The sequence below is a fragment of the Streptomyces griseobrunneus genome, assembly GCF_046713465.1.
GTDB lineage: Bacteria > Actinomycetota > Actinomycetes > Streptomycetales > Streptomycetaceae > Streptomyces > Streptomyces microflavus.
Map to the genome: position 1 here is coordinate 3,152,330 of NZ_CP177080.1, position 25,388 is coordinate 3,177,717.

At 68.7% G+C, this 25,388-nt stretch carries 24 protein-coding genes and 4 tRNA genes; 10 read left to right on the top strand and 18 right to left on the bottom strand.

Annotated elements, in window-relative coordinates:
• Nucleotides 1-94 precede the first annotated feature (94 nt).
• The 3 genes from ACK8N7_RS14095 to ACK8N7_RS14105 are packed head-to-tail and all read left to right on the top strand — an operon-like array spanning nucleotide 95 to nucleotide 1,597.
• On the top strand, nucleotides 95-1,093 hold the full coding sequence (locus ACK8N7_RS14095; protein ID WP_500442577.1) for a peptidoglycan-binding protein: 999 nt from the start codon (nucleotides 95-97) through the stop codon (nucleotides 1,091-1,093).
• A gap of 19 nt (nucleotides 1,094-1,112) precedes the next feature.
• The gene (locus tag ACK8N7_RS14100; protein WP_403216517.1) at nucleotides 1,113-1,340 is read left to right on the top strand and encodes a hypothetical protein; all 228 of its coding nucleotides are present in this window, start codon (nucleotides 1,113-1,115) and stop codon (nucleotides 1,338-1,340) included.
• Entirely contained in the window at nucleotides 1,337-1,597 is a 261-nt protein-coding gene (locus tag ACK8N7_RS14105; RefSeq protein ID WP_003966993.1) for a hypothetical protein, read from the top strand. The genes ACK8N7_RS14100 and ACK8N7_RS14105 overlap by 4 nt, the downstream gene beginning before the upstream one ends.
• 91 nt (nucleotides 1,598-1,688) lie before the next feature.
• Here ACK8N7_RS14105 and ACK8N7_RS14110 read toward each other — a convergent pair whose 3' ends face one another.
• The 10 genes from ACK8N7_RS14110 to ACK8N7_RS14155 form a co-directional block, all read right to left on the bottom strand.
• Nucleotides 1,689-5,588: a DNA-directed RNA polymerase subunit beta' gene (locus ACK8N7_RS14110; RefSeq protein ID WP_403216515.1), complete on the bottom strand. Its 3,900-nt coding sequence runs from the start codon at nucleotides 5,586-5,588 to the stop codon at nucleotides 1,689-1,691.
• 130 nt (nucleotides 5,589-5,718) lie between these two features.
• Nucleotides 5,719-9,204: a DNA-directed RNA polymerase subunit beta gene (gene rpoB / locus ACK8N7_RS14115; RefSeq protein ID WP_319349386.1), complete on the bottom strand. Its 3,486-nt coding sequence runs from the start codon at nucleotides 9,202-9,204 to the stop codon at nucleotides 5,719-5,721.
• Between the two features lie 638 nt (nucleotides 9,205-9,842).
• A complete protein-coding gene (gene rplL / locus ACK8N7_RS14120; protein ID WP_032756468.1) occupies nucleotides 9,843-10,226 on the bottom strand; it encodes a 50S ribosomal protein L7/L12 in 384 nt (127 codons plus the stop codon).
• Nucleotides 10,227-10,310: 84 nt separating this feature from the next.
• Nucleotides 10,311-10,868 carry a 50S ribosomal protein L10 gene (gene rplJ, locus ACK8N7_RS14125; RefSeq protein ID WP_007445921.1) on the bottom strand — a complete coding sequence of 186 codons (558 nt, stop codon included), beginning with the start codon at nucleotides 10,866-10,868 and terminating at the stop codon, nucleotides 10,311-10,313.
• Nucleotides 10,869-11,154: 286 nt separating this feature from the next.
• On the bottom strand, nucleotides 11,155-12,057 hold the full coding sequence (locus ACK8N7_RS14130) for an SCO4651 family lipoprotein (RefSeq protein WP_403216513.1): 903 nt from the start codon (nucleotides 12,055-12,057) through the stop codon (nucleotides 11,155-11,157).
• A gap of 182 nt (nucleotides 12,058-12,239) precedes the next feature.
• Nucleotides 12,240-12,962 (bottom strand): 50S ribosomal protein L1, encoded by a 723-nt coding sequence (gene rplA, locus ACK8N7_RS14135; protein ID WP_015610693.1) that lies wholly within the window; start codon nucleotides 12,960-12,962, stop codon nucleotides 12,240-12,242.
• Between the two features lie 80 nt (nucleotides 12,963-13,042).
• Nucleotides 13,043-13,477 (bottom strand): 50S ribosomal protein L11, encoded by a 435-nt coding sequence (gene rplK, locus ACK8N7_RS14140; RefSeq protein WP_015610692.1) that lies wholly within the window; start codon nucleotides 13,475-13,477, stop codon nucleotides 13,043-13,045.
• A 175-nt stretch (nucleotides 13,478-13,652) separates the two neighbouring features.
• Nucleotides 13,653-14,558: a transcription termination/antitermination protein NusG gene (gene nusG / locus ACK8N7_RS14145; protein WP_500442581.1), complete on the bottom strand. Its 906-nt coding sequence runs from the start codon at nucleotides 14,556-14,558 to the stop codon at nucleotides 13,653-13,655.
• Nucleotides 14,559-14,631: 73 nt separating this feature from the next.
• Nucleotides 14,632-14,919, bottom strand: coding sequence for a preprotein translocase subunit SecE (gene secE, locus ACK8N7_RS14150; protein ID WP_403216511.1), 288 nt, complete (start codon nucleotides 14,917-14,919; stop codon nucleotides 14,632-14,634).
• A 106-nt stretch (nucleotides 14,920-15,025) separates the two neighbouring features.
• Nucleotides 15,026-15,098: transfer RNA gene (locus ACK8N7_RS14155), tRNA-Trp, on the bottom strand.
• A 214-nt stretch (nucleotides 15,099-15,312) separates the two neighbouring features.
• Between ACK8N7_RS14155 and ACK8N7_RS14160 the strand changes: the two genes are divergently transcribed.
• Nucleotides 15,313-16,539, top strand: a complete 1,227-nt coding sequence (locus tag ACK8N7_RS14160; RefSeq protein WP_015610689.1) for a pyridoxal phosphate-dependent aminotransferase — start codon at nucleotides 15,313-15,315, stop codon at nucleotides 16,537-16,539.
• A 115-nt stretch (nucleotides 16,540-16,654) separates the two neighbouring features.
• Nucleotides 16,655-17,668: an adenosine deaminase gene (locus tag ACK8N7_RS14165; RefSeq protein ID WP_403216509.1), complete on the top strand. Its 1,014-nt coding sequence runs from the start codon at nucleotides 16,655-16,657 to the stop codon at nucleotides 17,666-17,668.
• Here the strand turns inward: ACK8N7_RS14165 and ACK8N7_RS14170 are convergent.
• Nucleotides 17,661-18,251 carry a TetR/AcrR family transcriptional regulator gene (locus ACK8N7_RS14170; RefSeq protein WP_403216507.1) on the bottom strand — a complete coding sequence of 197 codons (591 nt, stop codon included), beginning with the start codon at nucleotides 18,249-18,251 and terminating at the stop codon, nucleotides 17,661-17,663. The two genes, ACK8N7_RS14165 and ACK8N7_RS14170, sit on opposite strands and share 8 nt — an antisense overlap.
• Before the next feature lie 98 nt (nucleotides 18,252-18,349).
• On the opposite strand from ACK8N7_RS14170, the gene ACK8N7_RS14175 reads away from it, so the two are divergent.
• Nucleotides 18,350-18,985 (top strand): NAD(P)-dependent oxidoreductase, encoded by a 636-nt coding sequence (locus ACK8N7_RS14175; protein ID WP_500442584.1) that lies wholly within the window; start codon nucleotides 18,350-18,352, stop codon nucleotides 18,983-18,985.
• Nucleotides 18,986-19,011: 26 nt separating this feature from the next.
• On the opposite strand, the gene ACK8N7_RS14180 is transcribed toward ACK8N7_RS14175, so the two are convergent.
• From ACK8N7_RS14180 to ACK8N7_RS14205, 6 genes are all read right to left on the bottom strand, one after another.
• Entirely contained in the window at nucleotides 19,012-20,067 is a 1,056-nt protein-coding gene (locus tag ACK8N7_RS14180) for a UDP-N-acetylmuramate dehydrogenase (RefSeq protein ID WP_403216503.1), read from the bottom strand.
• A gap of 112 nt (nucleotides 20,068-20,179) precedes the next feature.
• Nucleotides 20,180-20,608, bottom strand: a complete 429-nt coding sequence (locus tag ACK8N7_RS14185) for a MaoC family dehydratase (protein ID WP_356747764.1) — start codon at nucleotides 20,606-20,608, stop codon at nucleotides 20,180-20,182.
• Nucleotides 20,608-21,060, bottom strand: coding sequence for a MaoC family dehydratase N-terminal domain-containing protein (locus ACK8N7_RS14190; protein ID WP_015610683.1), 453 nt, complete (start codon nucleotides 21,058-21,060; stop codon nucleotides 20,608-20,610). The genes ACK8N7_RS14185 and ACK8N7_RS14190 overlap by 1 nt, the downstream gene beginning before the upstream one ends.
• Before the next feature lie 115 nt (nucleotides 21,061-21,175).
• Nucleotides 21,176-21,340: a 50S ribosomal protein L33 gene (rpmG, locus tag ACK8N7_RS14195; RefSeq protein ID WP_003956487.1), complete on the bottom strand. Its 165-nt coding sequence runs from the start codon at nucleotides 21,338-21,340 to the stop codon at nucleotides 21,176-21,178.
• Between the two features lie 88 nt (nucleotides 21,341-21,428).
• A tRNA-Met gene (locus ACK8N7_RS14200) sits at nucleotides 21,429-21,501 on the bottom strand.
• Between the two features lie 45 nt (nucleotides 21,502-21,546).
• Nucleotides 21,547-21,619: transfer RNA gene (locus ACK8N7_RS14205), tRNA-Thr, on the bottom strand.
• 255 nt (nucleotides 21,620-21,874) lie between these two features.
• Between ACK8N7_RS14205 and ACK8N7_RS14210 the strand changes: the two genes are divergently transcribed.
• Both ACK8N7_RS14210 and ACK8N7_RS14215 read left to right on the top strand, forming a co-directional pair.
• Complete coding sequence (locus ACK8N7_RS14210) at nucleotides 21,875-23,161, top strand: amidohydrolase family protein (RefSeq protein ID WP_500442587.1); 1,287 nt, start codon at nucleotides 21,875-21,877, stop codon at nucleotides 23,159-23,161.
• 34 nt (nucleotides 23,162-23,195) lie between these two features.
• On the top strand, nucleotides 23,196-23,852 hold the full coding sequence (locus ACK8N7_RS14215; protein WP_403216499.1) for an SDR family oxidoreductase: 657 nt from the start codon (nucleotides 23,196-23,198) through the stop codon (nucleotides 23,850-23,852).
• A gap of 61 nt (nucleotides 23,853-23,913) precedes the next feature.
• On the opposite strand, the gene ACK8N7_RS14220 is transcribed toward ACK8N7_RS14215, so the two are convergent.
• A tRNA-Tyr gene (locus ACK8N7_RS14220) sits at nucleotides 23,914-23,995 on the bottom strand.
• Between the two features lie 167 nt (nucleotides 23,996-24,162).
• On the opposite strand from ACK8N7_RS14220, the gene ACK8N7_RS14225 reads away from it, so the two are divergent.
• A complete protein-coding gene (locus ACK8N7_RS14225) occupies nucleotides 24,163-24,651 on the top strand; it encodes a YajQ family cyclic di-GMP-binding protein (RefSeq protein ID WP_403216497.1) in 489 nt (162 codons plus the stop codon).
• A 202-nt stretch (nucleotides 24,652-24,853) separates the two neighbouring features.
• On the top strand, nucleotides 24,854-25,384 hold the full coding sequence (locus ACK8N7_RS14230) for a methylated-DNA--[protein]-cysteine S-methyltransferase (RefSeq protein WP_403216495.1): 531 nt from the start codon (nucleotides 24,854-24,856) through the stop codon (nucleotides 25,382-25,384).
• The last annotated feature ends 4 nt before the right edge of the window (nucleotides 25,385-25,388 follow it).

A 25,388-nucleotide genomic window follows, 5' to 3' on the forward strand; every position in this document is an offset into this window, starting at 1 on the left:
CCCCGAGCCCCGTACCGGACACGCCCCCTCCGGTACGGGGCTCCGCCGTGCCCGCCCCCGTACCCGTTCCCGTACACCGGAAGGACCGCCACCCGTGGCCACACCACTCACCGCCGACCGGCTGCTCGCCGCGCTGCACGCCGAAGGCGTCACCGTCGTCGAGCACCCGGGCTGGCGCACCCACCACCGCAACCACAAGGGCGCCTGGGGCCCCGTGAACGGGGTGATGATCCACCACACCGTCAGCAGCGGAAGCGCGGCCTCCGTCGCCCTCTGCCGCGACGGATACGCAGCCCTGCCCGGCCCGCTCTGCCACGGCGTGATCGACAAGGCCGGCACCGTCCACCTGATCTCGGCCGGGCGCGCCAACCACGCGGGCGGCGGCGACCCGGCCATCCTCCGCCGCGTCACCGCCAAGGACTACGGCGACCGGCCGCCCGCCCCGCGCGCCCACGACGGCAGCACCGGCGCCGTCGACGGCAACGCCCGCTTCTACGGCTTCGAGTGCGTCAACCTCGGCAACGGCCGCGATCCCTGGCCCACCGCCCAGCTCGACGCGATCGAACGCGCGTCGGCGGCGATCTGCCGGGCCCACGGCTGGAGCGCCCGCTCCGTCATCGGCCACTCCGAGTGGTCGGCCGCGAAGATCGACCCGCGCGGCTTCACCATGCCGTCGATGCGCACCCGCGTCACGACCCGCCTGGCCGCCCCGGCCAAGCCACCCACCAAGCCCACCAAGCCCACGAGGCCCACCCAGCCATCCAAACCGTCCAAGCCCGCCCAGCCCCCGAAGCCCAGCAACCCCACCGCCCCCACCAGCCCCACCACCTCCCGCTACCAGCCCTTCCCCGGCGCCTCCTTCTTCACCGCCCGCCCCAGCTCCCCCGTCATCACCGCGATGGGCCGCCGGCTGGCCGCCGAGGGCTGTGGGACGTACGCCGTCGGCCCCGGCCCCCGCTGGACCGAGGCCGACCGCCGCTCGTACGCCGCCTGGCAGCGCAAGCTCGGCTTCCGGGGCTCGGAGGCCGACGGCCGGCCGGGCCGCACGTCCTGGAACGCGCTGAAGGTCCCGTACACCGCGAAGGTGCCGTAAACCGAGTGAGGAGCCTGCCATGTCCGACGCCGCCCGGCGTACCGCCCGTACCGTCCTGCAGACGGCCCTCGCCCTTGTCGTGCTCCTGCCCGCACTCGTGGACGCGTCCGGCGTCCCCGCGACCCTGCCCCGGGTCGCCGGGGCCCTGGCCGTCGCGGGCGCGGTGACCCGGGTGATGGCCCTGCCGGGCGTCCAGGCCCTGCTGCCGCACTGGCTGCGCACCGAACCGCCGGAGGGCCGCCCATGACCGATACCGACCCGAACAACCCGGTGGCCGTCGCCCTGGAGCTGGAGCGGATGCGCGGCAGCCTGGAGGCCGGCTTCGCCCGCGCCGACGGGCAGCTGGCCCTACTGGTGCAGCGGAGCGACCAGACCGACAAACAGCTCGCCGACCACGAGGCCCGCCTGGACCTCCTGGAACGTTCCCGCTGGCCGCTGGCGAGCATCGCCGCGCTCACCGCGACGGCCGGGGTCGCCATCGCCGTATGGGAGACGCTCCGCTGAACCCGAACCGGCCCCGCACACGCCGAAGGGCGGCCACCCCCTGACGTAAATGGGGTGACCGCCCTCAGGCGTTCAAGCGACGAGCACTCGCTTACTGGTTGTACGGACCGTAGTCGTAGTCCTCCAGCGGGACGGCCTGGCCGGAGCCGGTGCCGAACGGCGAGTAGTCGATGTCGTCGTAGCCGACGGCCGAGTACATCGCGGCCTTGGCCTCCTCGGTCGGCTCGACCCGGATGTTGCGGTAGCGGGACAGACCCGTACCGGCCGGGATGAGCTTACCGATGATGACGTTCTCCTTGAGGCCGATCAGGGAGTCCGACTTGGCGTTGATCGCCGCGTCGGTCAGAACCCTGGTCGTCTCCTGGAAGGACGCCGCCGACAGCCACGACTCGGTGGCGAGCGAGGCCTTGGTGATACCCATCAGCTGCGGACGGCCGGAGGCGGGGTGACCGCCCTCGGTGACCACACGACGGTTCTCGGTCTCGAACTTCGACCGCTCGACCAGCTCGCCCGGAAGCAGCTCCGCGTCGCCGGACTCGATGATCGTCACACGGCGGAGCATCTGCCGGATGATGATCTCGATGTGCTTGTCGTGGATCGACACGCCCTGCGAGTTGTAGACCCTCTGGACTTCGCCGACCAGGTGGACCTGGACCGCACGCTGGCCGAGGATGCGCAGCACGTCGTGCGGGTTGGTGGCACCGACGGTGAGCTTCTGGCCCACCTCGACCGGGTCGCCCTCGCCCACGAGAAGACGGGCACGCTTCGAGATCGGGAACGCCGTCTCGTCGCTGCCGTCGTCCGGGGTGACGACGAGCTTCTTGGTCTTCTCGGTCTCCTCGATCCGCACGCGGCCCTTGGCCTCGGAGATCGGGGCGACACCCTTCGGCGTACGGGCTTCGAAGAGCTCGACGACTCGGGGCAGACCCTGGGTGATGTCGTCACCGGCCACACCACCGGTGTGGAAGGTACGCATCGTCAGCTGGGTACCGGGCTCACCGATGGACTGGGCGGCGATGATGCCGACCGCCTCACCGATGTCGACCAGCTTGCCGGTGGCGAGCGAGCGTCCGTAGCAGAAGGCACAGGTGCCGACCGCGGACTCACAGGTCAGGACCGAGCGGGTCTTGACCTCCTCGACGCCGGCGCCCACCAGGGCGTCGATCAGGACGTCACCGAGGTCGACGTTGGCAGGCGCGATGACCTTGCCGTCCACCACGACGTCCTCGGCGAGCATGCGGGCGTAGACCGAGGTCTCGACGTCCTCCGTCTTGCGGAGCACGCCGTCGGCGCCCTTGACCGCGATCTTCAGCTTGAGGCCGCGGTCGGTGCCGCAGTCCTCCTCGCGGATGATCACGTCCTGCGAGACGTCCACCAGACGACGGGTCAGGTAACCCGAGTCGGCGGTACGCAGGGCGGTGTCCGCCAGACCCTTACGGGCACCGTGCGTGGAGATGAAGTACTCCAGAACGGTGAGGCCCTCACGGAAGGACGCCTTGATCGGACGCGGGATGGTCTCGTTCTTCGCGTTCGACACCAGACCACGCATACCGGCGATCTGCCGCATCTGCATCATGTTTCCTCGGGCACCCGAGTCAACCATCATGAAGATGGGGTTGGTCTTGGGGAAGTTCGCGTTCATCGCCTCGGCAACCTCGTTGGTCGCCTTGGTCCAGATCGCGATGAGCTCCTGCGTGCGCTCGTCCTTGGTGATCAGACCGCGCTCGTACTGCTTCTGGACCTTCTCGTCCTGGTCCTCGTAGCCCTTGACGATGGCCTTCTTGGCCTCGGGCACGACGATGTCGGAGATGGCCACGGTGACGCCCGAACGGGTCGCCCAGTGGAAGCCCGCCGCCTTCAGGTTGTCGAGCGTCGCCGCCACGATGACCTTGGGGTAGCGCTCGGCCAGGTCGTTGACGATCTCGGAGAGCTGCTTCTTGCCCACCGAGTAGTCGACGAACGGGTAGTCCTCGGGCAGCAGCTCGTTGAAGAGCGCACGGCCCAGGCTGGTCCGCAGCCGGAAGGTGTCACCCGGCTGGTACTCGGGCTCGCCCTCCTCGGCGACCGGCGGCACCCAGCCACGCGGCGGGATGGTGCCCACCGGGAAGCGGATGTCGACGGTGGACTGGAGTGCCAGCTCGCCGGCGTCGAACGCCATGATCGCCTCGGCCGTGGAGCCGAACGCGCGGCCCTCGCCCTTGGTGTCACGGAGCTCGCCGTCGGTGGTGAGGAAGAACAGCCCCAGCACCATGTCCTGGGTCGGCATGGTGACGGGACGACCGTCGGCCGGCTTCAGGATGTTGTTCGAGGACAGCATCAGGATGCGGGCCTCGGCCTGCGCCTCCGCGGAGAGCGGCAGGTGCACGGCCATCTGGTCACCGTCGAAGTCCGCGTTGAACGCGGTGCAGACGAGCGGGTGGATCTGGATGGCCTTGCCCTCGACCAGCTGCGGCTCGAAGGCCTGGATGCCGAGGCGGTGCAGGGTGGGCGCACGGTTCAGCAGCACCGGGTGCTCGGCGATGACCTCTTCGAGGACGTCGTACACGACGGTGCGGCCACGCTCGACCATGCGCTTGGCCGACTTGATGTTCTGCGCGTGGTTCAGGTCCACCAGGCGCTTCATCACGAACGGCTTGAAGAGCTCCAGCGCCATGGCCTTCGGCAGACCGCACTGGTGCAGCTTGAGCTGCGGGCCGACGACGATGACGGAACGCGCGGAGTAGTCCACGCGCTTGCCGAGCAGGTTCTGACGGAAACGGCCCTGCTTGCCCTTGAGCATGTCGCTCAGGGACTTCAGCGGGCGGTTACCGGGACCGGTGACCGGGCGACCGCGGCGGCCGTTGTCGAACAGCGCGTCGACGGCCTCCTGCAGCATCCGCTTCTCGTTGTTCACGATGATCTCGGGGGCACCGAGGTCAAGGAGACGCTTGAGGCGGTTGTTGCGGTTGATCACACGGCGGTACAGGTCGTTCAGGTCGGAGGTCGCGAAGCGGCCACCGTCCAGCTGCACCATCGGACGCAGGTCCGGCGGGATGACCGGCACGCAGTCGAGCACCATGCCCTTGGGCTTGTTGCTGGTCTGCAGGAACGCGGAGACGACCTTGAGGCGCTTGAGCGCACGGGTCTTCTTCTGGCCCTTACCGGTACGGATGATCTCGCGGAGGCGCTCGGCCTCCTCGTTGAGGTCGAAGGACTCCAGCCGCTTCTGCAGCGCGGCGGCGCCCATGCAGCCGTCGAAGTACGTGCCGAAGCGGTCACGCAGCTCGCGGTAGAGCAGCTCGTCGCCCTCCAGGTCCTGGACCTTGAGGTTCTTGAAGCGGCTCCACACCTCGTCGAGACGGTCGATCTCGCGCTGCGCACGGTCACGCAGCTGCTTCATCTCACGCTCGGCACCTTCGCGCACCTTGCGGCGCACGTCGGCCTTGGCGCCCTCGGCCTCCAGCTCGGCCAGGTCGGTCTCGAGCTTCTTGGCGCGGGCCTCCAGGTCGGAGTCGCGGCGGTTCTCGGTCTGCTGACGCTCGACGGAGACGTGCGCCTCCAGGGACGGCAGGTCGCGGGTACGACGCTCCTCGTCCACGAACGTGATCATGTACGCGGCGAAGTAGATGACCTTTTCGAGGTCCTTCGGCGCGAGGTCCAGCAGGTATCCGAGGCGCGACGGGACGCCCTTGAAGTACCAGATGTGGGTGACGGGAGCGGCAAGCTCGATGTGGCCCATCCGCTCACGACGCACCTTGGCGCGAGTGACCTCGACGCCGCAGCGCTCACAGATGATGCCCTTGAAGCGGACACGCTTGTACTTGCCGCAGTAGCACTCCCAGTCCCGGGTCGGACCGAAGATCTTCTCGCAGAAGAGTCCGTCCTTCTCAGGCTTGAGCGTGCGGTAGTTGATGGTCTCCGGCTTCTTCACTTCGCCGTGGGACCAGGTCCGGATGTCGTCCGCGGTGGCAAGGCCGATCCGCAGCTCGTCGAAGAAGTTGACGTCGAGCACTTGTCGTCAATCCCTCTTTCGGGGGTTCGAGCCCCCTCGCTCGGAAGCGAGAAATCGGGGCACTTCAGCAATGGTCTGAACGGGTCCGGGGAGAGCCGGCCGGATCACAGGGATCCGGCCGGCGAACCCGTCAGACCTCTTCGACGCTGCTCGGCTCTCGCCGGGACAGGTCGATACCGAGCTCCTCCGCTGCGCGGAAGACGTCCTCGTCCGTGTCGCGCATCTCGATGGACATGCCGTCCGAGGAGAGCACCTCCACGTTGAGGCAGAGCGACTGCATTTCCTTGATGAGCACCTTGAAGGACTCAGGGATGCCCGGCTCGGGGATGTTCTCGCCCTTGACGATGGCCTCGTAGACCTTCACGCGGCCGGTCACGTCGTCGGACTTGATCGTCAGCAGCTCCTGAAGTGCGTACGCGGCGCCGTATGCCTCCAGCGCCCACACCTCCATCTCACCGAAGCGCTGTCCACCGAACTGAGCCTTACCACCCAGCGGCTGCTGGGTGATCATGGAGTACGGACCGGTCGAACGCGCGTGCAGCTTGTCGTCGACCAGGTGGTGGAGCTTGAGGATGTACATGAACCCGACCGAGACCGGCTCCGGGAACGGCTCGCCGGAGCGGCCGTCGTAGAGCTGGGCCTTGCCGGAGGGCTGCACCAGGCGGTCGCCGTCGCGGTTGGGGATCGTGGCCTGGAAGAGGCCGGAGATCTCGTCCTCGCGCGCACCGTCGAAGACGGGCGTGGCGACGTTGGTGCCCGGGGGGACCTGGTCGGCGCCGATGGACTGCAGGCGCTTGGCCCACTCGTCACCGAGGCCGGAGACGTCCCAGCCGCGGCTGGCGAGCCAGCCGAGGTGGATCTCCAGGACCTGTCCCGGGTTCATTCGGGACGGGACACCCAGCGGGTTGAGGATGATGTCGACCGGGGTGCCGTCCTCCAGGAACGGCATGTCCTCGATCGGCAGGATCTTCGAGATGACGCCCTTGTTGCCGTGACGGCCGGCGAGCTTGTCACCATCGGTGATCTTGCGCTTCTGCGCGACGTAGACGCGGACCAGCTGGTTCACGCCCGGCGGCAGCTCGTCGCCCTCTTCGCGGTCGAAGACGCGGACGCCGATGACCTTGCCGATCTCACCGTGCGGCACCTTCAGCGAGGTGTCGCGCACCTCGCGCGCCTTCTCACCGAAGATCGCGCGGAGCAGGCGCTCCTCGGGGGTCAGCTCGGTCTCACCCTTGGGAGTGACCTTGCCGACGAGGATGTCACCGGCGACGACCTCGGCACCGATGCGGATGATGCCGCGCTCGTCGAGGTCGGCGAGAACCTCTTCGGAGACGTTCGGGATGTCCCGGGTGATCTCCTCCGGGCCGAGCTTGGTGTCACGGGCGTCGACCTCGTGCTCCTCGATGTGGATCGAGGAGAGGACGTCGTCCTGCACGAGGCGCTGCGACAGGATGATCGCGTCCTCGTAGTTGTGACCCTCCCACGGCATGAACGCCACGAGGAGGTTCTTGCCGAGGGCCATCTCACCGTTCTCGGTGGCCGGACCGTCGGCGAGGACCTGCTCCGCGATGACCCGGTCGCCCTCGGAGACGACGACCTTCTGGTTCACCGAGGTGCCCTGGTTGGAGCGCATGAACTTGGCGATGCGGTACGTGGTGTACGTGCCGTCGTCGTTCGTGACGGTGATGTAGTCCGCGGAGACCTCCTGGACCACACCGTCCTTCTCGGCCTTGAGCACGTCACCGGCGTCGGTGGCGCAGCGGTACTCCATGCCGGTGCCCACGAGCGGGGCCTCGGACTTGATGAGCGGCACCGCCTGGCGCATCATGTTCGCGCCCATGAGGGCACGGTTGGCGTCGTCGTGCTCCAGGAACGGGATCATCGCGGTGGCGACGGACACCATCTGGCGCGGCGAGACGTCCATGTAGTCGACGTCCGTGCCGGGCACGTAGTCGACCTCTCCGCCACGACGGCGGACCAGGACGCGGGGCTCGGTGAAGCGCAGCTCGTCGGAGAGGATCGCGTTCGCCTGGGCGATGACGAAGCGGTCCTCCTCGTCGGCCGTGATGTAGTCGACGTCGTCGGTGACCTGGCCGTCGACGACCTTGCGGTACGGCGTCTCGATGAAGCCGAACGCGTTGACGCGGCCGTACGAGGCGAGCGAACCGATCAGGCCGATGTTCGGGCCTTCAGGGGTCTCGATCGGACACATGCGCCCGTAGTGGGACGGGTGCACGTCACGGACCTCGAAGCCGGCCCGCTCACGGGAGAGACCACCCGGGCCAAGCGCCGACAGACGGCGCTTGTGGGTGAGACCCGACAGCGGGTTGTTCTGGTCCATGAACTGCGACAGCTGGCTGGTGCCGAAGAACTCCTTGATGGAGGCGACGACCGGCCGGATGTTGATCAGGGTCTGCGGCGTGATCGCCTCGACGTCCTGGGTCGTCATGCGCTCACGCACGACGCGCTCCATCCGCGCCAGGCCCGTACGGACCTGGTTCTGGATGAGCTCGCCGACGTTACGCAGACGACGGTTGCCGAAGTGGTCGATGTCGTCGGTCTCGACGACGATCTCCCGGCCCGACTCACCGGTCGTCTCGGTCTCACCGGCGTGCAGCTTGACCAGGTACTTGATGGTCGCGATGACGTCGTCGCTGGTGAGGACTCCGGCGTCCAGCGGCTCATCGGCGCCGAGCTTCTTGTTCACCTTGTAGCGGCCGACCTTCGCGAGGTCGTAGCGCTTCGGGTTGAAGTAGAGGTTCTCGAGCAGCGTCTGAGCGGCTTCGCGGGTCGGCGGCTCGCCGGGGCGCAGCTTGCGGTAGATGTCGAGCAGCGCGTCGTCCTGGCCCTGGGTGTGGTCCTTCTCCAGGGTGGCGCGCATGGACTCGTACTCGCCGAACTCTTCGAGGATCTGCTCGGTCGTCCAGCCGAGAGCCTTGAGGAGGACGGTGACGGACTGCTTGCGCTTGCGGTCGATACGGACACCGACCATGTCGCGCTTGTCGATCTCCATCTCCAGCCAGGCACCCCGGGAAGGGATGATCTTGGCGGAGAAGATGTCCTTGTCGGACGTCTTGTCGATGGAGGAGTCGAAGTAGACACCCGGCGAGCGGACCAGCTGCGACACGACGACACGCTCGGTGCCGTTGATGACGAAGGTGCCCTTGTTGGTCATGAGCGGGAAATCGCCCATGAAGACCGTCTGGGACTTGATCTCGCCGGTCTCGTTGTTGGTGAACTCGGCCGTGACGAAGAGCGGCGCGGCGAACGTGAAGTCGCGCTCCTTGCACTCGTCGATCGAGTTCTTCGGGGGCTCGAAGCGGTGGTCGCGGAACGTAAGCGACATCGACCCGGAGAAGTCCTCGATCGGTGAGATCTCCTCGAAGATCTCCTCCAGGCCGGACTTGGTGGGGACGTCCTGTCCACTGTCCAGAGCAGCCTCGACGCGAGCCTTCCAGGCGGCGTTACCGAGGAGCCAGTCAAAGCTCTCGGTCTGCAGCGCGAGGAGGTTCGGAACCTCGAGGGGCTCCTTGATCTTTGCAAAGGAGATGCGCAGCGGGGCGGTGCTGGCACCGTTGTTCGTATTCGCGGTCGAGGCGTTGCGCGAGGCGGCCAAGAGGGGGTCCTTCCGAGGGCTCGGACTCACTACGCGCGTACCGGTCCCACATTGGACAAAGAGACACATCGTCCCGAGTCGACCCGAAAGGGTCGCCTCGGAGAGGATTCAGTCATCGATGCTCATAGCGTGGGTATGCCCCTGGTGACGGGCAGGAGGCAGCTAACAGGCAGCGCAAAGGGTCAGTGTAGCCAAGCGGCACACTGATGTCCAGTCGGGGTTCTCAGAGACCCACGTTGCTCTCAACAGCTGTTCTCAACTACCTATGTGTCTGGCCCTCGCGCGGGGTGCGCTCTTCTTTACTGCCCTCTTCACTCTCGATCCATGCCTCGGATACGGATCGAAGTGATGACGCGTCCTGAGAATTGCGCGCCGCGTGCCGTTCGTCAAGACCCACCGGGTCGGGACGGGCCCCAGGAGCTCTCCCCGGCCGCCCCCGCAAGGCCCGCAGGAGGCCCCTGGGCGCCCCGCGAGAGGCGCACGGCGAAGATCACCCTACTCGTCACCGGCGGAAGTTCAAGGCAGCCGCCACGGGTACGCCGAAGGGCGACCACCCGGATGGGTGATCGCCCTTCGGTGAGGTGACGTCACCGCCTTACGGCGGGGACAGCCTCGGGAGAGTCAGAGGACTCTCGAAGTCACTTGACCTCGACGGAAGCGCCGGCGGCCTTGAGGGACTCGGCAGCCTTGTCGGCGGCCTCCTTGGCGACCTTCTCGAGGACCGGCTTCGGGGTGCCGTCGACGAGGTCCTTGGCCTCCTTGAGACCCAGCGAGGTCAGCTCACGCACGACCTTGATGACCTGGATCTTCTTCTCGCCGGCACCGGTGAGGATGACGTCGAACTCGTCCTGCTCCTCCGGGGCGTCGGCAACGGCGCCCGGGCCGGCCGGACCGGCGACGGCGACGGCCGCGGCGGCGGTGACGTCGAACTTCTCCTCGAAGGCCTTGACGAACTCGGAGAGCTCGATGAGGGTCATGCCCTCGAACTGCGCGAGCAGGTCGTCCTGGGACAGCTTCGCCATGATAGGCGTCCTTCCACTATTCGGCAGGTGCCGGATGTATATGTCGGCGGGCGTACGTGGAGCCCGCTGGACCGCTGAGCGAAATTACTCGGCGGCCTCGGCGGGAGCCGGAGTACCGGCACCGCCCTGCTCTTCCTTCTTGGCGCGAAGCGCTTCCGCGGTGCGGACGAACTTCGACGGCAGTGCCTGGAAGAGCTGCGCAGCCTGAGTCTGCTTGCCCTTGAAAGCACCGGCCAGCTTGGAGAGCAGAACCTCGCGGGACTCGAGGTCCGCGAGCTTCTTGATCTCATCGGCGGACAGCGCCTTACCGTCAAGGACACCGCCCTTGATGATGAGGTTGGGGTTGTCCTTGGCGAAGTCACGAAGACCCTTCGCCGACTCCACCGGGTCACCGGTGACGAAGGCAACCGCCGTCGGACCCGAGAACAGGTCGTCCAGCGTGTCGATCCCGGCCTCGTTGGCCGCAATCTTGGTCAGCGTGTTCTTCACCACGGCGTACTGGGCGTTCTCACCGAGCGAACGGCGCAGCTCCTTGAGCTGTGCCACGGTGAGACCCCGGTACTCGGTCAGCACGGCGGCGTTCGAGCTGCGGAACTGGTCCGTCAGCTCGGCTACCGCGGCAGCCTTGTCGGGCCTTGCCATGAGCGTCGGCCTCCTTCCGGGTGATGAGGACCGCTCAGAAGGGGCCGGGAAAGACGAAACGCCCCAGCACAAGTGCCAGGGCGCGGCTCGACCGGACAGAGTCCGGGAGCAGTTCCACAGTCACCTGCGCAGGTCGTCCGATCTAGCGGAACCTTCGGTCACTGTCCCTCTTGCGAGAGCGCAGTGACGACCAGCGGTCTTTGGCTTCTTGTGGAGAGTACGCGACCGGGGGCGCGCCGGGCAAATCCGGCGCTGCCCGCCCCGGTGCGGGAGGTTTAGCCGGAGGTCAGGAGGGACCGGCGCCCTGCTGCTTCAGGATCTCCTTGAAGTCGACGGTGTCGGCGGCCGGCGGCTTCTCCACGGAGACCTCCGTGCCGTAGTCGCTGTAGAAGACCGTCGAGCTGAACGCGCCGCCCGCCGTCTCGCCGCGCTCGGTCTTCTTCACCAGCAGATCGTTCCTGTCGACCCAGATGTCGACGGTCTGGGTGGTGACACCGGCGGCGGAGAGCTGCTCCTTGAAGGCTGCGAGCTGCTCGGCGTCCAGAGCGCTGTTCCGCCCGGTCAGCTCCGCCACGTCGACCGTGCCGGAGTAGCGCGTCGCGGACACGCCCCGGACGTCCTCCCGGCCGGCCTTCTTGACGTCCCCTGCGGCCAGCAGAGCCTTCACGCCCTGCTCGGGGGTGCTGTTCTGCACCTGCTCCTCCAGGACGTCGCCCGCGGGCCCGCCGAGCTCCGCGAGGTCCTTGTAGGCGTACCGGACCCAGTGCTTGCCGCCGACGTTCGCCGCGAAGGCGTCGCCCATGTTGGCGTAGTACTCGTCCTTGAGATAGCGGGCCCGGACCGTTCCGTCGCCGCCGCCCTGCTTGAGGGCCTCGGCCATGGTGCCGCCGGTGTACGTGATGGTCAGCGAGCCCGAGAGACCGTCCGCCCAGCCGATGGTCCCCGTCTGCTTCATGGAGACGGTGTCGCCCATCTCGGTGGTGCCCTCGATCCGGGCCGAGCGCACGGTGCCGGTCTTCTCCCGGATCTGCTGCAGCGCCGCGACGGAACTCGCCTCGGCCGCTCCTCCGGTCCCGGCCGGCTTCCCCGCCGTACCGGAGCCACTGCCTCCGCCGCTGCAGGCCGCCACCGCCATCAGGGCCACCGCTGCGGCCCCCGTACCCACGCGCCGTAACGTGCTCGTCCTCATCCGACCGGTCCACCCCTCGTATCGTCCTGCCGTCCCGTCCCACACTGGCACAGGCCACCGGCAGTCACCGGTGCTCCCGGTTTCTTCCTCCGGATACGAGGACGGGCCCCGCACCTCGAAAGGTGCGGGGCCCGTTCACACAGTGCACGCGTACGACGCGGCTACCGGGTGAGCACGGTGGCTCAGACGGCGGCCGGGTCCTCCTCGACGAGGAGGTTGCGGGTGCGGTTGGCGTCCAGCGGGATGCCGGGGCCCATCGTGGTGGCCAGCGTGGCCTTCTTGATGTAGCGGCCCTTGGCGGCGGACGGCTTCAGACGGAGGATCTCGTCCAGCGCCGCTGCGTAGTTCTCCACCAGCTTGGTCTCGTCGAACGAGGTCTTGCCGATGATGAAGTGCAGGTTCGAGTGCTTGTCGACGCGGAACTCGATCTTGCCGCCCTTGATGTCGTTGACAGCCTTCACGACGTCGGGGGTGACGGTGCCGGTCTTCGGGTTCGGCATCAGACCACGCGGACCGAGCACGCGGCCCAGGCGGCCGACCTTGCCCATGAGGTCCGGGGTCGCGACGACGGCGTCGAAGTCCAGACGGCCCTTCGCCACCTCGTCGATGAGCTCGTCGGCGCCGACGATGTCGGCTCCAGCGGCTTCCGCGGCCGCAGCACGGTCACCGGTCGCGAAGACCAGGACCCGGGCGGTCTTACCGGTGCCGTGCGGGAGGTTCACGGTGCCACGGACCATCTGGTCGGCCTTGCGCGGGTCGACACCCAGGGCAAAGGCGACCTCGACGGTGCTGTCGAACTTCGTGGAGGCGGTGTCCTTGGCGATACGGACGGCCTCGAGCGGGGCGTAGTTACGCTCCCGGTCGATCTTGGCGTCCGCAGCGCGGAGGTTCTTGCTGCGCTTCACTTCTACTCCTGTGTTTTCAGAGTGTGGAGTCGTGGTACGGACCAGCGCTTGGTCCTACCACTGGGGGTTGCGGGGCTGAATCAGCCTTCGACCGTGATGCCCATGGAACGGGCGGTGCCGGCAATGATCTTCGACGCGGCGTCGAGGTCATTGGCGTTCAGGTCGGGGAGCTTCGTCGTGGCGATCTCGCGGACCTGGGCAGCCGTCAGCTTGGCGACCTTGGTCTTGTGCGGCTCGCCGGAGCCCTTGTCCACACCCGCGGCCTTGAGGATCAGCTTGGCGGCCGGCGGAGTCTTCGTGACGAAGGTGAAGGAGCGGTCGTCGTAGACCGTGATCTCCACCGGCACGACCATGCCACGCTGCGACTCGGTCGCGGCGTTGTAGGCCTTGCAGAACTCCATGATGTTGACGCCGTGCTGACCGAGCGCGGGGCCGACCGGCGGGGCCGGGTTCGCCGCACCGGCGTTGATCTGGAGCTTGATAAGCCCCGTGACCTTCTTCTTCTTGGGAGGCATTGCTCTCTCCGGGTCCTATGAGAGTGTTTCGCCGCCGATTCCGGTCATCCGGATGGAGGCATACCGCACAACGATAACGGGTATAGCTGTGCGACCAAAAACCAAGCAGGTCAGACGGGCTGCGAAGCCCCTCTGACCTGCTGGGTAGGCATGTGTCCAGAAACCGGCGGAAGCGCTAGTTCTTCTGGATCTGGTCGAAGCTGAGCTCGACCGGGGTCTCGCGGCCGAAGATCTCGACGAGGCCCTTGACCTTCTTCGAGTCGGCGTTGATCTCGTTGATCGTGGCCTGCAGCGTCGCGAACGGGCCGTCGGTGACGGTGACCGAGTCGCCCACCTCGAAGTCGAGCACCTGGACCTCGACCTTGCGGGACGGAGCCGGCTTGCCCTCGGCCTCGGCGGCCTCGCGGGCGGCCTTCTCCTCGGCCTCCGGGGCGAGCATCTTGACGATCTCGTCCAGGGTCAGCGGGTACGGGTCGTAAGCGTTGCCCACGAAGCCGGTGACGCCCGGAGTGTTCCGCACGACGCCCCAGGACTCGTTCGTCAGGTCCATGCGCACCAGCACGTAGCCGGGGAGCTTGTTCTGCCGGACGTTCTTGCGCTCGCCGTTCTTGATCTGGACGATTTCCTCTTCAGGCACCTCGGCCTGATAGACGAACTCCTCCACGTTGAGGGAGACGGCGCGCTGCTCCAGGTTGGCCTTCACGCGCTTCTCGTAACCGGCGTACGTGTGGATGACGTACCACTCGCCGGGCAGGGTGCGAAGCTCTTCGCGCAGGGCGGTGACGGGGTCGACGGGGGCGGCCGGCTCGGCCTCTTCCTCGTCCGCGCTCTCGTCGTCGTCCGTGCTCTCGTCGTCGGCCTCGGCCTCGGCCTCGTCGTCGGCCTCGACGGCTTCCGCGTCCTCGGCGACCGCGGCGTCCTCGTCCGCCTCGACCGTCTCGTCCGCGACGGCGTCAACAGCGGCCTCGGCCTGATCGGGCTTCTCGGAATCAGCAGCCTCAACGATGCCGAGCTCGTCCTTGGCGGACTCGAAGGCGCCAGCCTCGGGCTCGACGGCGTCGTTCAGGTTCGGGTCAGACACGATGGCTGCTTCTTCCTGGATACAAAGGGGTGGAACGTGCGGTGGGGGCGCCGGTCGGACGCCTTCCGCCGGCTCAGCCGAAGACGTACTTGATGACCCGCGCGAATCCCGTGTCAAGAACGGTAACAAGACCAATCATGACAACGACGAACACAATCACCACACTGGTGTATGTCGTCAGCTGGCTGCGAGTCGGCCAAACAACCTTACGGAGTTCGGCGACGATCTGGCGGTAGAACAGCGCGAGCCGGCCCAGAGGACCCTTCTTGCCGCGCTTGCCGCCCTTCCGAGTCTTCTTCTTCGACTCGGGGGATTCATCCTCAGCATCAGGCATGTCGATGGAGCCCACGGCGTCCGTCACGCTACTCACCTGATTCCGGGTCGTGGCCGTGCCGCGCCCGGTGGAGCCGCACGGCTGTGCAATGAAGTACGTACATGCGCACACATCCTGGCGAAGGAGTGTGTAGCAGGGCCGGAGGGACTTGAACCCCCAACCGCTGGTTTTGGAGACCAGTGCTCTACCAATTGAGCTACGACCCTTTGGTGGTTTCCACCAACCTACCGCATCTTTCCCGGTGCCCGGGTGCAGGAACGGTGCGGCTGGTGAAGGCCAACGACAGGTGAGTGTACGTGCTCGGCGGCTCTGCGTCGAACAGACAACTACCGACCGGTCCTGTCCGGTTCCCGTACGAGTCCTGTCCGGTCCCTGAAACCCGTGTGCCGACGGGTTTTCCGGTCTGGGAGCATGGGGCCCATGAGCGCTGCAACTTCTCCGTCCGAGCGCCGGGTTTCCGCCCGCATCGGTGCGATCTCCGAGTCCGCGACCCTCGCCGTCGACGCCAAGGCCAAGGCTCTCAAGGCCGCCGGGCGCCCGGTGATCGGCTTCGGTGCCGGCGAGCCCGACTTCCCCACCCCCGGCTACATCGTCGATGCCGCGGTCGAGGCCTGCCGCAACCCGAAGTACCACCGCTACACCCCGGCCGGCGGGCTCCCCGAGCTCAAGGCCGCCATCGCAGAGAAGACCCTGCGGGACTCCGGCTACGAGGTCGACGCAAGCCAGATCCTGGTGACCAACGGCGGCAAGCAGGCCATCTACGAGGCCTTCGCCGCGATCCTCGACCCGGGCGACGAGGTCATCGTCCCCGCCCCGTACTGGACCACCTACCCCGAGTCGATCCGTCTCGCCGGCGGTGTCCCCGTCGAGGTCGTCGCCGACGAGACCACCGGCTACCGGGTCTCCGTCGAGCAGCTGGAGGCCGCGCGCACCGAGCGGACCAAGGTCGTCCTCTTCGTCTCGCCGTCCAACCCGACCGGCGCGGTCTACAGCGAGGCCGACGCCGAGGCGATCGGCCGCTGGGCCGTCGAGCACGGCCTCTGGGTCATGACCGACGAGATCTACGAGCACCTCGTCTACGGCGACGCGAAGTTCACCTCGCTCCCGGCGATCGTGCCCGAGCTGCGCGACAAGTGCATCGTCGTCAACGGCGTCGCCAAGACGTACGCGATGACCGGCTGGCGGGTGGGGTGGATCATCGGCCCGAAGGACGTCGTCAAGGCCGCGACCAACCTCCAGTCGCACGCGACCTCCAACGTCTCCAACGTCGCCCAGGTCGCCGCGCTCGCCGCGGTCTCCGGCCCGCTGGACGCCGTCGCGGAGATGCGCACCGCCTTCGACCGCCGCCGCAACCTCATCGTGCGGATGCTCAACGAGATCGACGGCGTGCTCTGCCCGGAGCCCGAGGGCGCGTTCTACGCCTACCCGTCGGTGAAGGGCCTGCTCGGCAAGGAGATCCGCGGCAAGCGCCCGGCCGACTCGGTCGAGCTCGCCGCCCTGATCCTGGACGAGGCCGAGGTCGCCGTCGTACCGGGCGAGGCCTTCGGCACCCCCGGCTACCTCCGCCTCTCCTACGCACTGGGCGACGACGACCTCATCGAGGGCGTCTCCCGGCTCCAGAAGCTGCTGGGCGAGGCCAAGGCCTGACAGCCCGCGGAATTGTGCCCCCGGCCGAGGCGGCCGGGGGCTCTTTTCGTCCCAGCCCCACTCCAAAGAGGAAAGCGGCTTCCGCTGCGGCCCGCCCGTGCGGCAGGATCTTCCGATGGAGCGTGATGTACGTCTGTTGCCCAAGGCCCACCTGCACCTGCACTTCACCGGGTCGATGCGGCCCACCACCCTGCTCGAACTCGCCGACAAGTACGGGGTCCACCTCCCCGACGCGCTGACCGGCGGTGAGCCGCCGAAACTGCGGGCGACCGACGAGCGCGGCTGGTTCCGTTTCCAGCGGCTCTACGACATCGCCCGGTCCTGCCTGCGGTCCCCCGAGGACATCCACCGCCTGGTCCGCGAGAGCGCCCAGGAGGACGTCGCGGACGGCTCCGGGTGGCTGGAGATCCAGGTCGACCCCACCTCGTACGCCCCGCTGCTCGGCGGACTGATCCCGGCGATCGAGATCATCCTCGACGCGGTGGACAGCGCGGCCCGGGACACCGGCCTGGGGATGCGCGTGGTGATCGCCGCCAACCGGATGAAGCACCCGCTGGACGCCCGCACCCTGGCGCGGCTGGCCGTGCGGTACTCGGACCGGGGCGTCGTCGGCTTCGGGCTCTCCAACGACGAGCGGCGCGGCATGGCCCGCGACTTCGACCGGGCCTTCGCCATCGCCCGTGAGGGGGGTCTGCTGGCGGCCCCGCACGGTGGGGAGCTCGCGGGCCCCTCCAGCGTGCGCGACTGCCTCGACGACCTGGACGCCTCGCGCATCGGCCACGGGGTCCGGGCCGCCGAGGACCCCCGGCTGCTGGCACAACTGGCCGAGCGCCAGGTGACCTGTGAGGTCTGCCCGTCTTCCAATGTGGCGCTCGGCGTCTACGAGAAGGCCGCGGACGTACCCCTGCGCACCTTGTTCGACGCGGGCGTGCCGATGGCGCTGGGCGCGGACGATCCGCTGCTGTTCGGTTCACGTCTCGCCGCGCAGTACGAGCTCGTCCGCCGCCACCACGGCTTCACCGACGCGGAGCTGGCCGAGCTGGCCCGCCAGTCGGTGCGCGGATCGGCGGCGCCCGTCGACGTACGGGACAAGCTGCTGTCGGGGATCGACGACTGGCTGGCTAGCTGATCCCGCCCAGCAGGGTGCGGGCGATGGAGGCGGCGAAGTCGTCCAGGGGCTGCGGGGGCTCGCCACCCGGGAGCGCGGCGTAGGCGAAGGCCCGCTGGGCGCAGGCGCCCAGCAGCAGGGAGGCGGCGGCGTAGGTGTCCGCGCCGGCCCGGATCCGGCCCGCGCCCTGTTCGGCGCGCAGATAGGCGTCGAGTTGCCGGATCGGCAGGTGGGGCCCGGCTTCCAGTCCGCCCACGCCCTCCTCGTGGCGGCGCTTGAGCTGAGGTTCGGCGTACAGGGACGCGGCCATGGGGAAGGTCTGCTCGTAGAACAGGGCGGCCACTCGGGCGATGTCGGTGAGGTTGCCCTCGACGCTGCCCTCGCCTGCGCGCAGGTCTCCGAGGAGGTTCCCGAGCCGGGGCAGCCGCTCCGCGAGAACGGTGACGAACAGCTCCTCCTTGCCGGAGAAGTATTTGTAGAGCGCTGCCTCCGAGCAGCCGGCCGCCTTGGCGATCTCCTTGGTGGTGGTCCTGGCGAGGCCGATGGAGAGCATCAGCTCGTGCGCCGCGTCGACGATCCGGACGCGGGCGGGCTTCTGATCCATGTGTGCTCCAACAGGCCGTGACCCGGAAATCTTGACGCTCGGGTGGGAAGCCACCCATCCTAGAGGTTAGTGAACACTCACCCACCAGGGGGCGCGCTATGAGAATCACCGTGTTCGGAGCGACCGGCGGCATCGGTCAGGAGCTCGTGAGGCAGGCGCTGGCGGCGGGCCACGAGGTGTCGGCCGTGGTCCGCGACCCGGACCGGCTCCCGGAGTCGCTGGATCGCGCGGCGATGCACGCTGTCGTCCGGCTGGACGATCCGGCGGTGGCGCGGGCGGCGGTGGCGGGGCGGGACGCTGTTCTCTCGGGGCTGGGTTCGCGCGGCAGGAAGGCGAACGGCGTCGCCGAGCGGCTGACCGGGCGGATCATCGACGCGATGGAGGCCGAGGGGACGCGCCGGCTGCTGGTGGTGAGCGCGGTGCCGGTCGGTCCGGTACCGGCAGGTGAGCCCTTGGTGGACCGGTTGGCGCGCAAGGCGGTCGGGGCGGTTCTGGCGGAGCTGTACGCGGACCTGGCGCGGATGGAGGCCGCGCTGGAGCGCAGTGCCACGGACTGGACCTCCGTACGGCCTCCGAAGCTGACGGACGGGCCGCGCACGGGCACCTACCGCAAGGTGGTGGGCGGCGCGCCCGTCAGCAGCCGGGCCATCTCCCGGGCCGATGTGGCGCACGCGATGCTGGGGCTGATCGACGACCCGGCGGCCGTGAAGCAGGGCGTGGGCGTCGCCTACTGAGCCGCCTCATAGGGTCACGCGCACGCTTATAGGGAGACGCCGACCGTCACCGGCTCGTTGACCAGGGTGACGCCGAACGCCGTGTGGACCCCGGCGACGACCTCACGGGCCAGCGCGAGGAGGTCCTCCGTGGTGGCCTCGCCGCGGTTGGTGAGGGCGAGGGTGTGCTTGGTGGAGATCCTGGCCGGGCCGCTGCCGTACCCCTTGGTGAAGCCGGCCCGGTCGATCAGCCAGGCCGCCGAGGTCTTGGTGCGGCCGTCCTCGGCGGGGAACGCCGGGGGGGTCACGTCCGGGCCGAGGCGCTCGTGGACCCGGGCCACGAAGTCCTGGAACGCGGCCGCGTCGAGGATCGGGTTGGTGAAGAAGGACCCCGCGGACCAGGTGTCGTGGTCGTCCGGGTCCAGCACCATGCCCTTGCCTGCGCGCAGCCGCAGCACGGTTTCCCGGGCGGCAGAGGCGGGAACGCGCTCGCCCTGCTCGACGCCCATGGCCCTGGCGGTCTCCGGGTACCTGAGGGGCGCGGAGAGACCGGCTGCCTCTTCCAGCTCGAATCGGACACGGAGCACCACGAAGCGGTCGGGTTCGGCCTTGAAGCGACTGTGCCGGTACGAGAAGGAGCACTCCGCGTTCGGAAGGGTCACCGTCTCCCGGGTGTGCCGGTCGTAGGCGACGACCTCCGTGATGGTGGAGGACACCTCCTGGCCGTACGCCCCGACGTTCTGAATGGGTGTCGCGCCCGCGGAGCCCGGAATTCCGGCCAGGCACTCGATGCCCGCGAGACCCGCCTCCACGGTCCGGGCCACGGCGTCGGTCCAGGGCTCACCGGCCGCCAGCTCCAGCGACGTGCCGGAGAGCGTGAATCCCTTCGTGGCGATCCGCAGTGCAGTGCCGTCGAAGCCCTTGTCGCCGATGACCAGGTTGGACCCGCCGCCGATGACCAGCAGCGGGGTACCGCTCGCGTCGGCCTCGCGGACGGCTGCGACCACCTCGGCGTCGGTGGTGGCCGTCAGGAGGCGGGTGGCGGGGCCGCCGAGCCGGAAGGTGGTCAGGGGGGCGAGGGGGGCATCGTGGAGTTCCTGCACGGGGACAAGAGTACGGTCCGTGCCCCCGCCGCTCGGGCGGGGCCACGGACCGTACAGGTTGCGCGTGGGCTCCAGGCGGGGCCCGGAGGGCCGTACGGCTTCCTCGCGGGCCTCAGGCGAGCCGGACGACGGCGCGGGACATGCCCAGCACCTTCTTGCCGTCGCACACGGCCACCAGGTCCACCCGGACCAGGTTGTCGTCCAGCTTGGCCGCGACCTTGCCGCTGACCTCGATCAGCGCGCCCTTGTCGTCGTTGGGCACGACGACCGGCTTGGTGAACCGCACGCCGTAGTCGACGACCGCGCCCGGATCCCCGGCCCAGTCGGTGACCACGCGGATCGCCTCGGCCATCGTGAACATGCCGTGCGCGATCACGTCCGGCAGCCCGACCTCGAGCGCGAACTTCTCGTTCCAGTGGATCGGGTTGAAGTCGCCCGACGCGCCCGCGTACTGCACGAGCGTGGCCCGCGTCACCGGGAACGACTGTGCGGGCAGCTCCGTGCCGACCTCGACCGATCCGTAAGAGACCTTCGCCGTCATCACGCCTCCTCGGCGGCGCGTGCCACCAGCTTCGTGAGCGCCGTGACCACCAGTTCGCCGGCCTCGTCGTGCACATCCCCGCGGATGTCCACGATGTCGTTGCCCGCGAGGGACTTGATGGCCTCGATCGTGGATGTGACCGTCAGCCGGTCCCCCGCCCGCACGGGACGCACGTACGAGAACTTCTGGTCGCCGTGGACGACCCGGCTGTAGTCCAGGCCCAGCTGCGGGTCCTGCACCACCTCGCCGGCGGCCCGGTAGGTGATCGAGAAGACAAAAGTGGGCGGCGCGATCACATCGGGATGGCCGAGCGCGCGGGCCGCCTCCACATCGACGTACGCCGGATGGCTGTCACCCACCGCCTCGGCGAACTCGCGGATCTTCTCCCGGCCGACCTCGTACGCCGGGGTGGGCGGATACGTCCGCCCCACGAAGGACTGGTCGAGCGCCATGAGCTCGCTACCTCCTGATGGAAAGACGAATAAGAGGCACGCCCCTGCGGGGACGCGCCCCGTACAACGACACGAGGCCGCCCCCAGAGGGGACGGCCTCGTGTACGAGCCTGATTCAGCGCGTTTCGCGGTGCGCGGTGTGCGAGTTGCAGCGCGGGCAGTGCTTCTTCATCTCAAGACGGTCCGGGTTGTTACGCCGGTTCTTCTTGGTGATGTAGTTCCGCTCCTTGCACTCCACGCAGGCCAGCGTGATCTTCGGGCGGACGTCGGTGGCAGCCACGTGAGTGCTCCTTGGACGGACGATGGACGGATGAACGCATAAAAGAGTAGCCGATCGAAGGACCGACCCAACAATCGGCTACCGTTAGTAGCGGTGACCGGACTTGAACCGGTGACACAGCGATTATGAGCCGCTTGCTCTACCGACTGAGCTACACCGCTTTGATGATGAGTCCCCCCGCCGAAGCGGGGTTTCCCGATCACCAGAGCCCCAATGCGGAATCGAACCGCAGACCTTCTCCTTACCATGGAGACGCTCTACCGACTGAGCTATTGGGGCGAGCGAGGAAGACATTACACGGTCCCCGGCCGATCGCCCAAATCCGTTTCGGCACCCTGCTCGGGCCGTCGGTCCGGGTCCGTCCACACCCCCTGATCAGGCCTTGATCCACCCCGTGCCCTCTTCCGGACGGAGCCCCTCCCCGGGTCGGCACAGGCGCACCGGTACGACTATTGCGCTCCTCCCGGAAGCCGCCCGCGCACGCCCCTAGGCTCGACCCACTCCGTGTGATCTTGCACCCCTCCCAGGAGCGCGATGCCTGACAGCCAGCCGCGGCGGCCCGACGACAACGCGCCCGACAGCGCCGACGCGGCCACCACCGACCCCGCCCCCGCCCTCGTCCTGACAGGCGCCCGCCTCACCGACGGCCGTGCCGTCGACGTACGCCTCAGCGGCAGCCGTATCGAGGCCGTCGGCACCGCGGGCAGCCTCGCCACCCGGGGCCCCCGCATCGACCTGCGCGGCTACCTCCTGCTCCCCGCCCCGGCCGAACCCCACGCCCACAGCGACACCGCCCTGACGGCCGACAGCACCGGGCCGGACGGTCCGGGGCCCGCCTCCCACCGCGCCGAGGACATCCAGCGCCGCGCCACCGAGGCCGCCCTCCTCCAGCTCGGCCACGGGGCCACCTCCCTGCGCGCCCACGTCCGCATCGGCGACGTCCAGGGCCTCGCCGCGCTGGAGGCCGTCCTGCAGACCCGGCGGGCCCTGCGCGGCCTCGCCGACCTGACCGCCGTCGCCGTCCCCCGCCTCCTCACCGGCGTCGCCGGGGCCGACAACCTCGCCATGCTCCGCGACGCGGTGAAGATGGGCGCCGCGGTCGTCGGCGGCTGCCCCGACCTGGACCCCGACCCCACCGGCTACACCGCGGCCGTCCTGGAGGTCGCCGCCGAACACGGCTGCCCCGTCGACCTGCACACCGACGGCGACGACCCGACCCGCCTCGCCCGTCTCGCCGCCATGGCCGGCGGTCTGCGCCCCGGTGTCACCCTCGGCCCGTGCGCCGGCCTCGCCCACCTCCCCCTGGAGACCGCGACCCGCGCCGCCGACCAGCTGGCCGCCGCCGGCATCACCGTCGTCTGCCTCCCCCAGGGCGGCTGCGCCGGATCCGAGCGCCGCACGACCGCCCCCGTACGCCTCCTGCGCTCCGCGGGCGTACGCGTGGCGGCGGGAAGCGGCGCACTCCGCGACACGGCCAACCCCGTGGGCCGCGGCGACCCCCTCGAAGCCGCGTACCTCCTCGCCTCGCAGCACGGTCTGCGCGCCGAACACGCCTACGCCATGGTCTCCACCACCGCGCGCGCCGCCCTCGGCCTGCCCGACGTCCGCGTGGAGGCGGGCTTCCCCGCCGAACTCCTCGCCGTACGCGGTGATCGGCTCTCCGCCGTGCTCTCCCTCGCCTACAGCCGGATCGTCATCCACCGCGGCCGGGTCGTCGCGCGCACCAGCGCCGTACGCGAGTACTGCGACTCCGACACCGACGCCGGCCCCGATCTCCCCCGTCAGGGACGACCCGACTCCGGTGCCGGGCCCAAGAGCTGAGCACGGGGCGGCCTCCGGGCGTACGGTCGGAGGTATGCGCATTGTCATCGCAGGTGGACACGGACAGATCGCACTGCGGCTGGAGCGGCTGCTCGCCGCACGCGGGGATGAAGCCGTAGGGATCATCCGCAACCCCCAACAGAGCCAGGAACTCACCGATATCGGCGCCGAACCCGCCGTGCTGGACCTCGAATCGGCCTCCGTCGATGAGACCGCGGAGGTGCTGCGCGGTGCCGACGCGGCCGTCTTCGCGGCAGGCGCCGGACCGAACAGCGGCACCGCCCGCAAGGACTCCGTCGACCGGGGCGCCGCCGTCCTGTTCGCCGACGCGGCCCAAGCCGCGGGCGTACGCCGGTACATCGTCGTCTCCTCCATGGGCGCCGACCCCGACCACCCCGGCGACGAGGTGTTCGACGTCTACCTGAGGGCGAAGGGCGCGGCGGACGCCGACGTACGCTCCCGGTCCGCGCTCGACTGGACGATCCTGCGCCCCGGAATGCTCACCAACGACGCGGGCAACGGACAGGTCCTCCTCGCCGCCTCGACGGGCCGCGGGCCGATCCCGCGCGACGACGTGGCCGCCACGATCCTGGAGCTGCTGGACACTCCGGCGACGGCGGGCCTGACCCTCGAAGTCATCTCCGGCAATGTGCCGGTGACCGTGGCCGTGAAGGACGTCGCGGGCAACTGACGCAGTGGCTGACAACGACGAAGCCCCCGACCAGAAGGACTGGTCGGGGGCTTCGTTCGCGTGGCGGCGCCAGGGTTCGAACCTGGGTAGGCTGAGCCGGCAGATTTACAGTCTGCTCCCTTTGGCCACTCGGGCACACCGCCTCGAACGACGCGTCGGATCTCCACTGGTGAGCTCCTTGGCGACGACGTAAACAATACCTGATGGCCAGGGGTGCTCCGCCACCTCATTGATCAGCAGCCGGAGGGTGCGGCGGTGGCTAGGCTTTGCGCTGTATCCCACGCACATTCGACGCAAGGAGCCACACGTCATGGCCGACTCCAGTTTCGACATCGTCTCGAAGGTCGAGCGGCAGGAGGTCGACAACGCCCTCAACCAGGCCGCCAAGGAGATCTCCCAGCGTTACGACTTCAAGGGCACGGGTGCCTCGATCTCGTGGACCGGCGAGAAGATCCTGATGGAGGCGAACGGCGAGGAGCGGGTCAAGGCGATCCTCGACATCTTCCAGTCCAAGCTGGTCAAGCGGGGCATCTCGCTGAAGTCGCTGGACGCCGGTGAGCCGCAGCTCTCCGGCAAGGAGTACAAGATCTTCGCCACCATCGAGGAAGGCATCTCCCAGGAGAACGCCAAGAAGGTGGCGAAGATCATCCGCGATGAGGGCCCCAAGGGCGTCAAGGCGCAGGTCCAGGGTGACGAGCTGCGCGTCAGCTCGAAGAGCCGCGACGACCTGCAGACCGTGCAGGCGCTCCTGAAGGGCCAGGACTTCGACTTCGCCGTGCAGTTCGTGAACTACCGGTAGGACGATTCGTGAGCGAGAAGGGGCACGCCGTCGGGACCGATTTCGACGGGGTGCCTCTCCGCGTTCAGAGGGCGCGCCTGGCTCCATGTCCGAAATCCGCCGGTGATGGGGACGGGGTGCGGAGCAGACTGGCCGGTACCGGTCCGGATCCGCGGTGCGGTATCCGGGTCGATGTCCTCGGCGGTAAGGGAAGTGAGCGGTCGTGACGACGGTGTACACGCGGGTGGCGAGTCCGCTGGGCGAGTTGCTGCTGGTGGGCGAGTCGGACGGCACGGCCGGGGGGCTGCGGCTGGTGTCGTTGTCCGTGCCCGGGCAGAAGGGCGGCGCGGTCGTCCAGGACGGCTGGCTCCGGGCGCCCGAGCTGTTCGCGGGAGTCGTCGCGCAGGTGGAGGCGTACTTCGCGGGGCGGTCGACGCGGTTCGATGTGCCGTTCGCCGAGGGCGTGGGGACGGAGTTCCAGCGGCGCGTCTGGAAGGTGCTGGAGTCGATCCCGTACGGGCAGACGCTGTCGTACGGGGAGGTCGCCGCGCAGGTCGGGGCCTCGGGCGCGGGGGTACGGGCGGTGGGGACGGCGATCGGGCGCAACCCGTTGCTGGTCGTACGGCCGTGCCACCGGGTGATCGGCGCGGACGGGGCGTTGCGGGGGTACGCGGGTGGCCTGGAGCGCAAGCAGTTGCTGCTGGGGCTCGAAGGGGCCGCGTGTGTGGAGCGCGTTGCGAGGACCGGCGGCTGAGGGT